Annotated in this window: 11 protein-coding genes; 3 read left to right on the forward strand and 8 right to left on the reverse strand. The window is 64.6% G+C overall.

Annotated features, from left to right (window positions below):
- Positions 1-213 precede the first annotated feature (213 nt).
- Positions 214-972 (forward strand): dimethylarginine dimethylaminohydrolase family protein, encoded by a 759-nt coding sequence (locus tag J0909_RS07725; RefSeq protein WP_207261851.1) that lies wholly within the window; start codon positions 214-216, stop codon positions 970-972.
- Positions 973-1,096: 124 nt separating this feature from the next.
- On the opposite strand, the gene J0909_RS07730 is transcribed toward J0909_RS07725, so the two are convergent.
- From J0909_RS07730 to J0909_RS07755, 6 genes are all read right to left on the reverse strand, one after another.
- On the reverse strand, positions 1,097-2,485 hold the full coding sequence (locus J0909_RS07730) for an esterase-like activity of phytase family protein (protein WP_207261852.1): 1,389 nt from the start codon (positions 2,483-2,485) through the stop codon (positions 1,097-1,099).
- A 159-nt stretch (positions 2,486-2,644) separates the two neighbouring features.
- Positions 2,645-3,103 carry a hypothetical protein gene (locus tag J0909_RS07735; RefSeq protein ID WP_207261853.1) on the reverse strand — a complete coding sequence of 153 codons (459 nt, stop codon included), beginning with the start codon at positions 3,101-3,103 and terminating at the stop codon, positions 2,645-2,647.
- 87 nt (positions 3,104-3,190) lie between these two features.
- The gene (locus J0909_RS07740) at positions 3,191-5,221 is read right to left on the reverse strand and encodes an AsmA family protein (RefSeq protein ID WP_207261854.1); all 2,031 of its coding nucleotides are present in this window, start codon (positions 5,219-5,221) and stop codon (positions 3,191-3,193) included.
- A 9-nt stretch (positions 5,222-5,230) separates the two neighbouring features.
- Positions 5,231-5,929 (reverse strand): DUF4197 domain-containing protein, encoded by a 699-nt coding sequence (locus J0909_RS07745; RefSeq protein ID WP_207261856.1) that lies wholly within the window; start codon positions 5,927-5,929, stop codon positions 5,231-5,233.
- Between the two features lie 123 nt (positions 5,930-6,052).
- Positions 6,053-9,124, reverse strand: coding sequence for an aryl-sulfate sulfotransferase (locus J0909_RS07750; protein ID WP_207261858.1), 3,072 nt, complete (start codon positions 9,122-9,124; stop codon positions 6,053-6,055).
- A 78-nt stretch (positions 9,125-9,202) separates the two neighbouring features.
- Positions 9,203-10,231: a DUF1786 domain-containing protein gene (locus J0909_RS07755; protein ID WP_353616745.1), complete on the reverse strand. Its 1,029-nt coding sequence runs from the start codon at positions 10,229-10,231 to the stop codon at positions 9,203-9,205.
- 112 nt (positions 10,232-10,343) lie between these two features.
- On the opposite strand from J0909_RS07755, the gene J0909_RS07760 reads away from it, so the two are divergent.
- The gene (locus J0909_RS07760; protein ID WP_207261861.1) at positions 10,344-11,174 is read left to right on the forward strand and encodes an esterase/lipase family protein; all 831 of its coding nucleotides are present in this window, start codon (positions 10,344-10,346) and stop codon (positions 11,172-11,174) included.
- A gap of 128 nt (positions 11,175-11,302) precedes the next feature.
- On the opposite strand, the gene J0909_RS07765 is transcribed toward J0909_RS07760, so the two are convergent.
- On the reverse strand, positions 11,303-12,886 hold the full coding sequence (locus J0909_RS07765; RefSeq protein WP_207261862.1) for a HEAT repeat domain-containing protein: 1,584 nt from the start codon (positions 12,884-12,886) through the stop codon (positions 11,303-11,305).
- A 33-nt stretch (positions 12,887-12,919) separates the two neighbouring features.
- Positions 12,920-13,378 (reverse strand): chemotaxis protein CheX, encoded by a 459-nt coding sequence (locus J0909_RS07770; RefSeq protein WP_207261863.1) that lies wholly within the window; start codon positions 13,376-13,378, stop codon positions 12,920-12,922.
- 318 nt (positions 13,379-13,696) lie between these two features.
- On the opposite strand from J0909_RS07770, the gene J0909_RS07775 reads away from it, so the two are divergent.
- Positions 13,697-14,446: an N-acyl homoserine lactonase family protein gene (locus J0909_RS07775; RefSeq protein WP_207261864.1), complete on the forward strand. Its 750-nt coding sequence runs from the start codon at positions 13,697-13,699 to the stop codon at positions 14,444-14,446.
- Positions 14,447-14,515 lie beyond the last annotated feature (69 nt).

Consider the following 14,515-nt stretch of genomic DNA (forward strand, 5'->3'; position numbering starts at 1 on the left):
GGTCTTGCGGGAGGCACCGGGCTTCCACGCGGGGAACTCGGAAAAAGGCTGGGGCAATGCGGCGTGCTGGGCAGGATGAGTATGTTGTGAGACGGAAATATCCTTGCGGAGCCTGGAGGGCTGATTCGTGGGCGGAGCGATCCCGCGCTTGACGAAAGCGCATTCCGGCTTCAAGCTGCATCAATCCCGAAACGATAAGGAGACGCTATCTGCATGTTCACTCGCGCCATAACCCGCCGTCCCGGTCCCGAGATGGTGGATGGAATCACGACCGCCAACCTTGGAAAGCCGGATTTTACGCTGGCCCTGAAGCAGCATGACGTCTATTGTCGGACCCTGGCCGACCTGGGGCTGGACGTGACCGTGCTGGAGACTGCCCCGGGATTCCCGGACTGCTGTTTCGTGGAAGACACCGCCATCGTCTGTGAAGAGGTGGCCGTGCTCACTCCTCTGGGAGCGCCGTCGCGCCAGGGGGAGCAGCTGACCATCGAGCCGGAGCTGGCCCGGCACAAGCCGGTGGTTCGGATCTCCCCGCCCGCGCTCATCGAGGGCGGCGACGTGCTCCTGGTGGACAAGACCTTTTTCGTCGGGCTGTCCGCACGGACCAATGCCGAGGGCGTGGTCGCCCTGGTCGATGCGGTCCGGCCGCACGGCTACGAAACCGTGGTCATCGCCGGTTGTCCCTCCCTGCATTTCAAGACCGACGTCAACTTCATCGGCAACAATACCCTTCTGGTTTCGCCTTGCTGCGAAAGCCTGCCCGAACTGGCCGGGTTCAAGCGCGTCATCGTCGAGGACGACGAGGCCTATGCCCGCAACTGCCTGTACATCAACGGCACCGTCATCGTGCCCGCCGGATTTCCCAAGACCCTGGCCAAAGTCCAGGCTACCGGCGTGAACACCGTCGTCATCGATGTCTCGGAATTCCGCAAGTTGGACGGCGGGTTGACCTGCCTGTCGCTTCGGTTCTAGCGGGCGCGTCTGGCCCCGCCGTACTCGGAAAAAAGCCCCCGGCTCAAATGAGTCGGGGGCTTTCTGTCTTTTTAGGCGAAGGCGCGGTCCGGAAGTGGCGGAGAGGAGGCGTCCTTCCGGGAGCCTAGTACTGCGTCACGCGCTTGGGCAGGGTGAAGAACCAGAGCTGGGAGGCGGTGTCGGCGGGCGAGAGTTCAATATGGGTGCTCACCGGCTCGCCCTTGTATTTGACCTGGCCTGAAGCGTCCACGGTGTAAGCAGCGGCCTTGGTGACCGGCTTGCCGTCGGCGTCATTGACCGGGCTCACGACCTTGAAGGTGAAGCCGAAGTCGTTGTCCGAGGTCACGGCGATGGTGCGCATGTCCGGGAGCAGGGCTACGCCTTCCGCCTTGCCGGGCTTCCAGCCGTAGTCCTTGATGTCGATCAGCTTGGTTTTTTTCACGTACTTCACGCCCAGGGCTTCGACGGCCGCGCGGTCGGCCAGGGTCTCAAGTTCCTTGCCGTCCCTGGTCTTGACGCCGGTGATATCCGAAGCGCCCGAGATGTCGATGAGATAGATCGGGATGCGGGTCTTGCCGTCGGCGTTCTTGCCCCGCTCGATGAGCAGGAATTGGGTTTCGGAGATTGCGTGCAGGTCGCCGATCTTGGCGTCGGCGGACTTCTTGTAGTTGTCGCGGTCGTGCGGGTAGGCGAATTGTTCGACCTTGCCGGTGCCCGGATCGAGGAAGAGCAGGCGGCAGAAGGTGGCCTTGGATTTCTTGACGTTGCCGTCCACATCGCAGATGGACTGGATGGCGGACAGGACCTTGTCGGACGGGGTCACGGCGATGCCTTCCAGGCCTCGGTTGGGCTGGCGGGAGGCGGCGATCATGGGCAACCCTTTGCCGGGCACGTACTTCTTGATGATCTTGCCGGTGTAACCGTCAACCTTGGCGATGAACGGGCCGTACTCGTCGCAAATCCACAGGAACCGTTTATTCTTGCGGTCGATGGCGATGCCTTCGGTGTCCAATCCCTCGGGATCGAAGGGCAGTTTCTTGAGGGCGTCGTTCAGCGGGATCTCGCCCGTCGCGCCCACGGAACCGAGCGGGATGGCCCGGCCCGAGACGGGGCGCATGCGCGCGTCCTTCAGGCTGATCAGGCTGGCGAGCACGGCGTGTCCGTCCTTGACGCGGATGGCGCCGAAGGCGGGATGGAAATTGGGGACCGGGAACATTTTGGTGGCCGTGGTCTTGCCGGACTCCGTCCATTTGGGGGCATCGGCGTTGGGGCCCCGGTCGGTGATGGCGTAGAACACGCGCGAGCCGTCGGCGGCGCGGCCCACGTAGGTCATGCCCGAGCCGATGCCGATGGTGAACCCGTCGGGGAAGCGGTCGGCGTACAGGCCCGTGTAGGGCACCATGAATTCCTTGGGGATTTCGATGTCGTATTTTTCCACGGAGACGTCCGCGGCCCAGGCGGTCTGGACGGTGGAAGCCACAAGTAAAGCGGTCAGCAAGAGATAGCGCAGCATGAGATGCCTCCTCAGTGAATTTGCCGGTATATACATGGGTGGCGGGGGGCGAAACATGGCGGAGGCATGACACTTCGTGACGGACTCGTGTCGATTGGGACGGCGGCCTGACGGGGGAACGGATGCCCCTGATCGGGGCGGGTTGCGGCCGCAGCGAAGCTAGCGGCTGGCGTATGTGGTGCGGTGTGTGGTGGAATTCCCCTGGCCGACGATGTCGATGACGGCGGTGTTGGTTCCTTCGGGGAATTGGAGTTCGATGGGGCCGATATCGAAATTGCCACCGAGCGCCTCACCGGCCCGCACGTCGCGGAACAGGCCGACCCAATACGTCGGGGCGCCCCGGAGCCGCTGCACGCCGTCAGTGTACACGATGTCCCACTCGTGCGCGAGTTCGTCTAGCAGCGCCTGGCCTACTTCGGCAATGCCTGCTGAAGGGGATTTGGGGCGGGGAGCGCCGACGCCGTGCTCCCAGTCTATGCCGCCGGTGGAGAGCGGGGGGACTTCGGTTCGCTTCCAGGCGATGTTGTCCTGCCCCGTGGCGTTGGGAGTGCCCCGATATATGGCCATGGTCCATGTCCGGTCGGTCGTGTTGTTGAGATCAACGTGATAATTACGCATGGTGTTTTCCTGTTGGCCGTGGCGGCCTTGCCCTATTGGTTGACGGGAGGGGGGCCGTCCCCCCCCCGGTTTGTTTTGGTCGGCGTGTTAGTTGAAAAGCCCCTTGAGCGGGTTTTCCCTTTTGCCCGTGGAGTCCTTGGGCCCGCCCAGGATGCTGTTCTTGAGGGTTTCCTCCAGCCCCTTGGCCCCCTGCTTGAAGGTGCCCTTGAACAGGGCCTCGCCCATGGCCTTGAGGTCCAGGGAGATGGACGGATCGTCCAGACTGCCCTTGACGTTAATGGGCAGGGGCAGTCCCTTGAGATCCTCGATGGACTTGCCGTCCTGGCCTTCCAGGGTGCCGACCACGGTGACCGTGGCGGTGTAATCCGTGGTGTTCTTGGGCAGGTCGGCCCAGCCCTGCCCGGTGACGCGCAGCAGCGGCGACTTCATGAGCAGATCCTTGTTGACGATGTGCCCGTCGGTCAGGGTGGCGGAGCCGAGCAGTTCGGCGAAGTCCGTCTTGGCCGGTTCGTCGCCGCTGACCGGTTGGCCCTTGAGACGGTTCCAGCCGTCGCGCAGCATCTTGGCCACGTTCACGCCGTTGATCGCCCCGTCGGTGAAGGCGAAGGACGCCGTGCCGGTTACGGACTTCTTGATGTTGTCGGGGGTCAGGCCGCTGCCCTTGAGGTCGTATTGGGCGTTGGCGGTGCCGGTCAGGTGTTCTTTGCCGGTCAGGTCCTTGATGAGCGGCCCGGCCTGAACGTCCTTGAGCCGGCCCGTTTCGGTCCAGGCGGCCAGGGGCTTATTCGCGTCCAGGGTGCCCCGGGCGGAATACTCTCCGCCATAGAGCTTGAGCGACGTCGGGTCGGCGGTGATCATGCCGTTTCGCGCGGTGACCACGCCCAGGATGTCGGTGATGGTCAGGTTCATGGCCTTGAGCTTGCCCACGGTCAGCCGGGCCTTGACGTCCAGGTCCTTGAGCGCGCTCAGGTCGGGCTCCTCGGCCGGGGCAGCCGTTCCGGCGGGGGCGGGGCCGCCCTTGGCCGCCGCAGGCTTGTCGGCCGACTTGGGCGGCAGATAGCGGTCCGCGTCGATGTCGTCCACGTTGACGTTGACGGTCACGGCGGGCTTCTTGAAGTTTTTGACCGCGCCATCGGCGGTGATCAGGGTCTGGTCGAGCTTGAGTGTCAAGGATTCCAGGGTGGCCTCGGTGTCCGAGCCGTTGACCTTGAGATCGGCGGTCAAGGCTTCGAGAACCTTGGGGTCGGCCGTCGCGGGCGGGGTCATGCCGAGCTGTTTCATGAGTTCGCGCAGGGAGGCCTGGGCCAGCTTGATCTCGGCGGAGAAGGATGTGTCGCTCCCCGTGCTCTTGGCGAAGAGCAGGCCGGAGAGTTCCAGGTTGAGCAGCGAGAACTTCATGTCGTCCACCTCGATGGAGCCCGCTTCCCGGTCGAACCGGGCGAAGCCGGTCAGCACCGGGCGGGTGTCCACCTTGGGGGCGTCGAGCTGGAGCCGGAACTTGAGCTCGAACGGGAAGCGGATCTTGTCGCCGACCTCGCCGATGGTCAGGCTCAGATCGTTGACGGCGGTCCTGGTGTTCGCCTGCCAGTCGTCGTAGACGATATTGGCGTTGGTTATCTCCACACCCTCCACGGACAGGGCCCCTGTCGAGCGGGGCGCGGCCCCGCCGTCCGGGCCTGGGGCGGTCTGTTCCGGCGCGACATCGGTCTTGCCGGATTTGGCCAGGTCGGCCCAGTTCGTCACGCCCTGTTTGTTTTTGGACAGGTTGAGGGTCAGCCCATCCAGGACCACGGTGCCCACGGCCACGTCGCCCGAGAGCAGGGGCAACAGGCGGATGGAGGCTTCGGCGCGGTTGATGCGGACCATCTCCTCCGGCGCGAAGCCCGGGGCGTTGCCGAGCGCCATGGGCCCGACCTTGAGGCCGAGCCAGGGGAAGAAGTTGAAGCCGATGTCGCCTTCAAATTTCAGTTCACGGCCGGTCTGGTCCTTGACCGCTTTGGATATTTCGGCCTTGTAGGCGTTGGGGTCCACCACGAGCACCAGGACGACGCAAGCCGTGATGAATAGGGCCGCCAGGGCCCCGATGACGATGAGGGAGATTTTGAGGGGCTTGTTCATGATTTGCTCCTAGAAAACTTTTTGCAAGAGTTCGCTGGCCGTTGCGATGTCGCCGGAGCGCACATCCTGTTCGGTCTGTGCCATGTACAGGAACATGGAATCCAGGGTCTTGTTGGTCAGGTAATCCACCGGGTCGAAGGCGGTCCCGGTCAGGGAGGAGAGCTGCTTGACCGCATTGACGGCGTTGCCCGCCCCGGTCTTTTCCAGCGCGGCCCGAATCAGCGGGGCCGCGCCATCGGCCAGGGAGGGCCGGGTGCTCTTCTCGAAATAGTTGGTCACGGCGTCGCTTTTGCCCGAGAGCAGGCCCGAAGGGTTGGCGAACTCCATGGTCTTGATGGTCTTCTGGAACAGTTGGCCGACGGCCGGGACGGCCGCCTCGGCCGCCGAATTGAGGTTGGACAACAGGTCCGGGGCCACGGTTTCGGCAACCTTTTGGTAACTGTCCGGAAGGGACAGGGAAGTGGCCGCCAGCTTGGAGAAGCCGCCGTCCCGGGACAAGGATTCCACAGCGGAATCCGCGCCCATGGAGAGCAGCTCGCGGAAGGCGGCCTCGATCTGGGACGGGGTTACGGACATCCCTGCGGCCTTGGCTCCGGCGTCACCGGCAGCCTTGAGGGCTTCGCCCCACCCCGCTGCGGCGGGGGCTGTCCACAGACATGAGAGCAGGAGCGGCAGGAGAAGGGCGGAGAAGACGTGTTTGACGCGCATGATCGGCTCCGGTTTATTCGGGTAATGGGGCATGCCGAGAGAATAACACTCGGTGACCGTCCTGCCTAGGGGGCAGGATGATTTTTGGCGATGCGCACGTCGCCCGGCGCAGTGGCCCGGGAGCTAGGGCAGGGCGAGGCGCGCCAGGCCGGGATGGTCCGCCGGTACGCGCACGGCCCGGTACAGGGGCTTGGCCGGGCTCGCCTGTTCCCAGACGATCCCGCCCTGCGGCGCGACCTCCAGAAGGCGTCCGCTCGGGCCGTCGCAAATCAGTGTATTGCCGCCCGGCAGCCGCTCGGCACCGGAACCGTCCCCCTCCGACAGGGCGGAGAGGGACCGGTCGGCGTAGGACCAGACTTCCTGCGCGGCCAGGGCCGTGCCTTTGAAATAGTATTGCGGTTTGACTTCCAGGATGTCCGGTCGGCCCGTGGCCCGGTCCTCCCCGTTGTAGACCAGGATGGTTTCGGCTCCGGGCTTGCCGTGATCGACCCAGCGGGCGTCCCGGGGAGCGCGAAGTCGAGCCTCGCCCGCAGCGCCGTACGCCGCCGGATTGCCCCAGCGGAAGAGGATGTCGCCGCCCCGGCGCATGAGCCCGCCCGAGGTGGATGCGGCCTGTTCCGTGTTGGTGGAGTGGTCGATGATCCATATCTCGCCGATGTTGCGCAGGCTGAGGACGATCTGGTCCAGGGCCGGATTGTAGTCCATGGCGTCGGCGTGCAGCCAGTCCGGAGTGCGGCCGGGGTTGTAGTTCACGTCCATGCGACGGGGCAGCCGCACCGGGCTGGCGTAGTTGGGCGCGCCGGAGTTGGTGTTTTGCACCAGATGGTCCCAGACGTGCCACTCCCAGACGATCTGCCCGCTGCGCGGGCCGGATTTGCGTACCTCGACGATGTGTTCTGCCCAGATGCGGCCGTCGGGATGGTTGCGCACGGACGCGCCCGCCGCATCGAGTTGGGAGCCGTTTTTCAGTTCCCAGGCCAGGATCAGGACGTTGCCGTTGGGCAGGGGAGCGATGTCGTGGTGTTGGCGCACATCCTTGGATATATAACTATATTCCCAGACGATTTGTCCACGCGGCGAGACTTCCTGGATGATCCCGCCATTGACGCCACGGCCTTCGAACGGGGTGCGCACCTCGCCCTTGGCCGGGGAGACCGTGCGCAACAGGTTGCCGTTGGGCAGGAGGTGGACCGTGCCGGTGGCCGGGTCTCGTCCCGTCCATGCCCTGACCGTCTTGCCGGTCTTGTCCAAAAGATAGGTTCCGGTCCCGCCCACGGGCGCGAACAGGGTGTAGCCAGCGCCCGGAACGGCGGAAGCCACGACCGGTGCCGCCGTCGCTGCGGCTTTCGGCGGAATGGAGGCCGTTGCGGGCTTGGCGGGTGCCGTCGGCCGGGGCTGCGGGGCCGGGCGGACCGGTTGCGCGGCGGCCGTCGCCTTGGCTTCCATGGGCGGCGCGGGGGGGGCGCTCTGCCTGCCTTCGAAACGGGCCAGTTCGGCCCGGGACACGCAGCCGTCGCCGTTGTGGTCCACGCGCCAGAACTGCTGGCGGACCAGCCCCGAGGTTTCGTTTACGGTCAGGCATCCGTTGCCGTCCAGGTCCTGGGCGGCGATGGGGTCCGGTTCGGGCGCGGGCGACTGGGGCGCGGTGGTTTGAGATTCGGGCACGGGCGTGGGAGCCGGTTCGGGCGGAAGCGGAGGCGTCGCGGCCGGGGGGACGATCATGGCCGTGGATTCAGGTTCGGGCGCGGCGGGCGGCGGCGTGGATTCGGGGACTGCCCGGCGGGGAGTCGGCGCGGGAGGCGCGGGCTCGGACGCCGGAGGCTCGGGAATTGCCGCGATGATCGCTTCCGGCGTCGGCGCGGGCGCGGCGCGGACCGGTTCGACAATGCGGGGCGGAGTGGCCGGGGCCTGGCCAGCCTTGATGAGCGCCTCCGGGGCCATGGCGGCGTAGGCCGGGTCAAAGGCGGGCAGGTCGCCCGTCAGGCCGTACTTGGTCATATCCGCATAGCGCGCGGGCAACTGCTCTTCCACGAATTGATAGCCGTTGGTCTTGTACCCGTTGTTGAGCATGGTCTCGGATTTGCGGTCCAGGGACGGGTTGGCGCGGAATACGTCCTTGCCGTCGAAGCCGTCCTGTATGACCGCAGCCTGGGCGCGGATGACGCTCGGCGGTTCGGAGAAAAATCGGTTGTCCTTCGGGGCCTCGTTGTCCCAGACCACGGTCTTGAGCAGCACGGCTAGGTTGTGCCCGCCCGCCTGGTGGATGGCCGGGCCGTCGTCCTGCGCCCGGTTGCCGGTGAAGGTGCAGTAATAGAGGGTGGCCGAGCTGCCGCCCTCGTTGGCCAGGCCCGCGCCGTGCGGGGCCTCGTTGTTGCGGAACAGGGAGTTGAGCAGGATCGGGCTGGCACCCAATCCGTTGTACATGCCGCCGCCCTTGAAGTCGCTCAGGTTCGAATCGAATAGGCAGGAAACGAACAGAGGCCGGGCGCGCAGCACGTTGGCCGCGCCGCCGCCCCAGGCCAGGGCCGAATTTTGCCAGAAGGCGCATCGGAGGAAGCGGGGCGCGTGTTCCGGCACCGCCGCCGGATCGGTGGAAAGCATGTTGTAGACCGCACCGCCCTCAAGGGCATGGTTGTCCCGGAACACGCAGTTGCGCACCGTGGGGGCCGCGCGGAAGTTGACCATGCCCGCGCCTTGGCCGTCGCCCGGGGCCTGGGCCGCGTCTTCGGCGCTCACGGTCTTGCCGCCGTTCCAGCGGGCGTTCAAGGAGTAGCCCCCGGAGATGGTGAAGCCGTCGAGCACGGCCCGGTCGGCGCCGGTGACCACGTGGAAAACGTTGTCCTCGGGAGCGCCGGGCACGCCGATGTCGCCGGAAAGCACGGTTTGGTGCGCCTCGGGGTCTTGCTGCCGCCGTTCGGTTTCGTTGCCCGCGAATCCGCCCAAGAGAGAAACTCCGGGCACGAGCCGGAAGGTCGCGGTGCGCTCCGATCCGGGCGTATAGGTCCCGGCGGCCACCCATATCTCATCGCCGTCGGCGGCGAGCTTCAAGGCCTCGGCCACGCCCTTGAGGGGCGACGCCCAGGAAGAGCCGTCGCCGGGCTCGGCCGCGCCGTTGACGTAGAGGGTCCGGGCGTGGACGGTGGTTGCGATGAGCAGGGCACAGAACAGGACGGGAAGTATGCGGCGCGCGGTCATGTCTTTATCCTTGAAGAATGTGCCCGTCTCTGCGCGGGAGCGACGACGGGGCGAGTTTGCCCGCCATCATGCCTGATTTCACCCCTGCATGGCTAGCCCCTTCAGCAAGCCAAAGCAGCCGGCCAACATCATGTCGCCGCCCGGGGCGGGGAACTGCACGTCGTATCCGGCGAGCATGGTCCGGCGCGGGCCGATCACGAAGGTGGGGCTGAATCCCTCCGCCTCGGCGGGCAGGTCCATGCACAGGCAGCCATGCCCCTTTGCGTCGAAGACCTGCTCGAAGGACAGGCAGCCGCAACGGAACGCGGCCAGGTCGGCCCACAGCTTTTCGCCGTCCACGCACCCGGTATGCTGCTCGTAGACCCCGTGGATGCGTCCGCCATACAGCAGGAACGCGATCAGGTGGGAGTTGCCGATGTTGACCAGGGTGATGCCGCGCGTGAAGCTCAACCGTTCGATTTCGTCCACGTAGAGTGCGCCGAGCACGGCGGCCGCGCCGGTGTCGGCCACGGGACCGCCGCCGATGTCCCGTTGCAGATCCCGCAATCGGGTGAGCATGGCGGGCGGGGCCTGGTAGACCAGCGCCTCGGGACGGCCTCCCCCGTCATGGAGCAGGTTTCGCCACAGCTTGAAGCGGCCCATGCGGTTGGACTGGCCGGGGTGGAAGCCGTGATCCTGGGCACAGGCCGCGATGCGGTCGGGCCAGGGCAGTTCGACGGTCTCGAAAAATCGGCGCCACCACGCCTCGTCGAAGTCGGTGAAGCGTACCGGGGTGAAACCCTCCGGGCATTCCTCGACCAGCGTGATGCCCATGTCGGTTACCCGGGTCAGGTCGTCGGCCATGGTGTAGGCCGCGCTTTCGGTGGCGGCCACTTTGAGCCCGGCCTTGAGATGGGCGTTGACGAATCGGGTCACGCCGCCGCCCATGTTGCTTCCGTGCAGCCAGATGGGTTCGCCCGCGAGCCGCAGGGGCTCCATGCGGCGGCCGATTTGCAGGGCCGGGGAGGGAATGACGAATTTGGGACAGTTTTCGATTTCCCTGTCCGGGGAGTGGAGCAGCACGTCCTGGGTGCCGCTGCCGATGTCGAGGCAGAGTGTGGTTGTCACGAAAATGCTCCTTTGGGTGTCCGGCCTTGGTACACCGAGCCGGGAGCCGGCGCAAGTGGTGCGCCCCCCGGCGCCGGGTTGACATGCTTCCGGCCGGGCGGCATGGTTCGCCATGCCGGTCAAAGTCTTCTGCTACATCATTCTGGTTCTGACCCTGTTCACTCTGTTGCGCTACGCAATTTTTTTGCTTTCCAACGCCCTGGCCGGGCGGCTCGGATTCATCCGGGAAGAAACCGGCGGCCTGGGCGCGGCCGTTGCGCGCGGCGTGGTCACGGCCATGGCCGCCGACGTGATCGCTCTGCCGAGCATCGTCTTTCTGGCCCTGCCCGAGCGGACCGCATCGCCCTCGGGCACGCCCGTGCTCATGGTCCATGGCCTCTATCACAACCGCACGGCCTGGCTGGTCTTCGCCCGCAGGCTGCGCAAGGCCGGGTTCCGGAACCTGCACACCTACGGCTACAACAGCTTCACCAAGGACTTCGGCCACGCCCTGACCGGCCTCAAGGAGCGGCTCGACGCGCTGTTGGTCGATTCCCCGGACGGCAAGGTCATCCTCATCGGGCACAGTCTGGGCGGGCTGCTCTGCCGTTGCGCCGCCGGTGACGTCCGGTTTCGCGGGCGGACGGCCGCATTGGTCACCCTGGGCTCGCCCCACGGCGGCAGCGCACTGGCCTGGCTGGGGAGCAACCGCATGGCGCGGGGGCTCATACCCGGCCGGACCATCCCCGAGGCCGTGGCCGAAGCCCCCGACCCGGACTGCCCCAAATTGGCCGTCTATACCCTGGCCGACGATTACGTCGTTCCCCTGGACCTGCTGCGCACCGGCCGACCGGGCTGGCTGGAACGCGTCTGCGCGCCCATGGGTCACGTCTGGATGCTCTATTCCCCCGAGGTGGCGGCCATGGTCACCGATTTCTTGCGGCCCTTGCGGGGGCGGGGGTAGGAACCGCAAACCGGGCCGTTATACGCCGCCGGGCGAACCCGCTTCTGGCCTTTCGCTTTGCCACGCCGGGAACGCATGAAAAAAGGGCCTCTTTCGAGGCCCTTTGCAAATCGGTGTTCGCCCGGAGTCTAGGCGGTGATTTCGAGGATCTTGGCCTTGAGGTCGTCGGGCTTGAACGGCTTGGTGATGAAGGCCGTCACACCGGTCTTGGAGGCCAGTCCCTGCTGGGAAGCCTCGGACTCGGTGGTGACCATGATGATAGGCACTTCTTCCATGCCCGGAGTGGAGCGGATCTTGCCGACCAGTTCCATGCCGTCCATGATGGGCATGTTCATGTCGGTGATGACCACTTCGAACTCCTCGCCCTGCTCGATGAACTCGTAGGCCTCTTCGCCGTTGGAGGCCACGAACGGCTCGAAGCCGAGATCCGTGAGGATGGCCCGGTGCATGGCGCACATGGAACGCGAATCGTCCGCGGCCAGGGCCTTGCGCGTGCCCAACGTCAGGCTCGGCAGACGGTCCAGGTCCTGCTCGGCGCGGATGCCGCCGATCGCGGCCAGGGCGTCCCGGAATTCCTCCACGATCTCGGGGTCGTGGGACTCGGCCAGGGCGTCCACGAGGATGTCGCCCGCGCCCTGGTTCTCGTAGAGGTGGTCGAAGATGGTCGTGGCCTTGGAGGCGATGATGGCCTTGGCCAGCCGGAAGGCCTGTTCGTCGGCCATGGAGATAAGATTGGTCAGGGCGGTGATCATGCCCGGGTTGACATGCTGTTCCAGCCCGCCGACGACCGCCATGAGGATCAGTTCGTCGGTTTCGGAGAGACCGTCCACCAGGCAGATGAGGCCTTTCATGGTGCCTATGCGGCCCAGGGCCTCGTAAACGGCGTAGCGGACGTTGAGATCGTCGGCCTGGCCCTTGTCGAAAGCGGCCACCAGTCCGTCCGCGCCCGCCCGGTCGCGCAGGAAGCCGAGCACGTTGGCGGCCAGGATCTTGGTGTCCGTATCGCCGGTCTCGAAGGCGTCCAGGAGCATGGGAATGCAGAACGAGCCCACATTGATCAGCGCGTCGGTAATGATCCGGCGCACCGTGGGATTCTTGTGGTGCAGGGTATTGACCAGGAAGGCGATGGTGTCCTCGGTGGCGTTGCGGGCCAGGGCGTCCACGGCCTTCCATGTGGTGATGTCGCAGACTTCGAAGCGGTCGTCCGCCTCGCTGTCGGTGATGATTTTCTTGAATTCCGCAATGGATTCGGGGTCGCCGAGCTTGCCCAGGGCCTCGATGCATGAGGACTGGATGAACGGGTCCTGATGGTCCAGGAACCGGCGGAACACCGGCAGGGCGTTTTCGTCCCCGATGCGCGCCAGCGAGGTCAGGATTTCCATCAGGCGGTCGAGGTCCTCCTCGGCCAGGGCCAGGTCCACCAGCGGCTGCACGGCATTCTTGAGGCCGTATTCACCGGCCACGCGAATGCACAGTATGTTGAACCCTTCGTGCGGGTCCCTCAGCCCCTCAATGACCTTGTCCTCGTTGCTCGACAAGACCGCATTCAGGGCGTTGACCACCATGTAATCGATGGAGGTGTCGCCTACCGGGGTCTTGAGCAAGTCCACCAGGCCGGGCAGGGCCTCGGAGTCTTTGCTCCCGGAAATTTCATTAAGGATCGTGATCTGATCCAGGAATTCCTTTTCTCTGAAGTTCTCTAGTGGTGACATGGCGTCTCCGCGTGTTGTTGAAGAGGCTGCGACCTACTCGAAGCAGAACTCGATGGTGAAGTCCCCGTCCTTGGTCTTGAAGGGGATGGCCATGATCGGGGCCTTTGCCATGTGGGAGATGGTGTGGTTGTCTCCCATGACCACAGTGGGCGTGGAGCCTTGGAACACGAGTCCCTTTTCCGCCAGCCCGGCACGGGCCTGACCGGAAATCATGTTGGTCAGTTCACCTACGGCGTCCTTGACATCCTGCATGATGTCGTCGATTTCGTCGCCGAGCATGTTCTTGACGATGGCCACGGCACATCCTTTGGAAAAGGAAAGGGAAACGCTACCGTTTTTTTCGCCGGTGACGCCGACCATGCCGGACACGTCGCCGGCTGCGACATTATTTCGCTTCACGTACGGCTTGCCTACCTCGGGCTTGATGAAGGCCATGGTGGACAAGACATCAATGGCGGCTTTGATGAAGGGCTTGGCCAATTCGACATCCATGCTCTCTACTCCTTGGAAAAGAGGGTCTGTGTATTCATCCTCAAGCGTACTCCAATTATCCGCAATAATTGGAGAAGACCTGTGAGTATTTTCCGGCTGTCAATACGACGGCGTATCCTCGCATTACAAGTACCTACCCGAGGATGAGTTAACGGGTCAAGGTGTGTATAATATTAATAATACTTTCTCTGAATATTCCCGGCCCGACCCGCCGGGCCCCCGCGGGCGGCGGCCTGCGCGTTCCGGCCCGCGCCACGTCCTTGACAGGGCCCACGTCCGCTCATACTTAAAGTTGAAATACAACAGGAAGCGGAAAACATGAGCACCTACAAGATTCATCCGATCGTAATGGGCACCAAGGTTTTCGACAAGGGCATGATGACCTACCAGCACGGGTACGGCACCCCCTACACCATCCCGATCTACACCTGGTATATCGAGGGCGGCGACAAAAACATCCTGGTGGATACCGGCGAGATGCAGCCCATCGTCTCCGAGGAGCGCGAAAAGGCCATCGGCGGCAAGATATACACCTTCGAAGAGGGGCTGGCCAAATACGGCCTCAAGCCCGAGGACATCGACATCATCATCCACACCCATCTGCACAACGATCATTGCGAGAACGACTACAAATGTCCCAACGCAACCATCTACGTGCACGAGAAGGAGATGGAGTCGGTCTATAATCCGCATCCCCTCGACTTCCGCTATCTGGAGGACTACGTGGACGATGCCAAGGATAACGGCCAGATCGTCACTCTGGACAAGGACACCGAGGTCCTGCCCGGCATCACCATGATCCACACCCCGGCGCATACCCCGGGCGGCATGTCCGTGAAGGTCGAGACCGACAAGGGCTCGGTGCTCATCTGCGGCTTCTGCACCATTCTCGAAAACCTGGACCCGCCCAAGGACGTCAAGGCCATGGAGATGGAAGTCATCCCCCCGGGCACCAACACCGGCCCCTACGAAGCCTACGACATCCTGCTCAAGGCTCGCGACATGGCCGACTACGTCCTGCCCCTGCACGAACCTAAATGGGCCTCCATGGAAACCATCCCCGAATAGAACGGACGGGGGGCTTCCCGGGTGGAAGCTCCCCGTACTCCTTGCCATACCGCCGTTCGGGGGCGTAGC

The sequence above is a fragment of the Desulfovibrio sp. Huiquan2017 genome (assembly GCF_017351175.1).
GTDB lineage: Bacteria > Desulfobacterota > Desulfovibrionia > Desulfovibrionales > Desulfovibrionaceae > Pseudodesulfovibrio.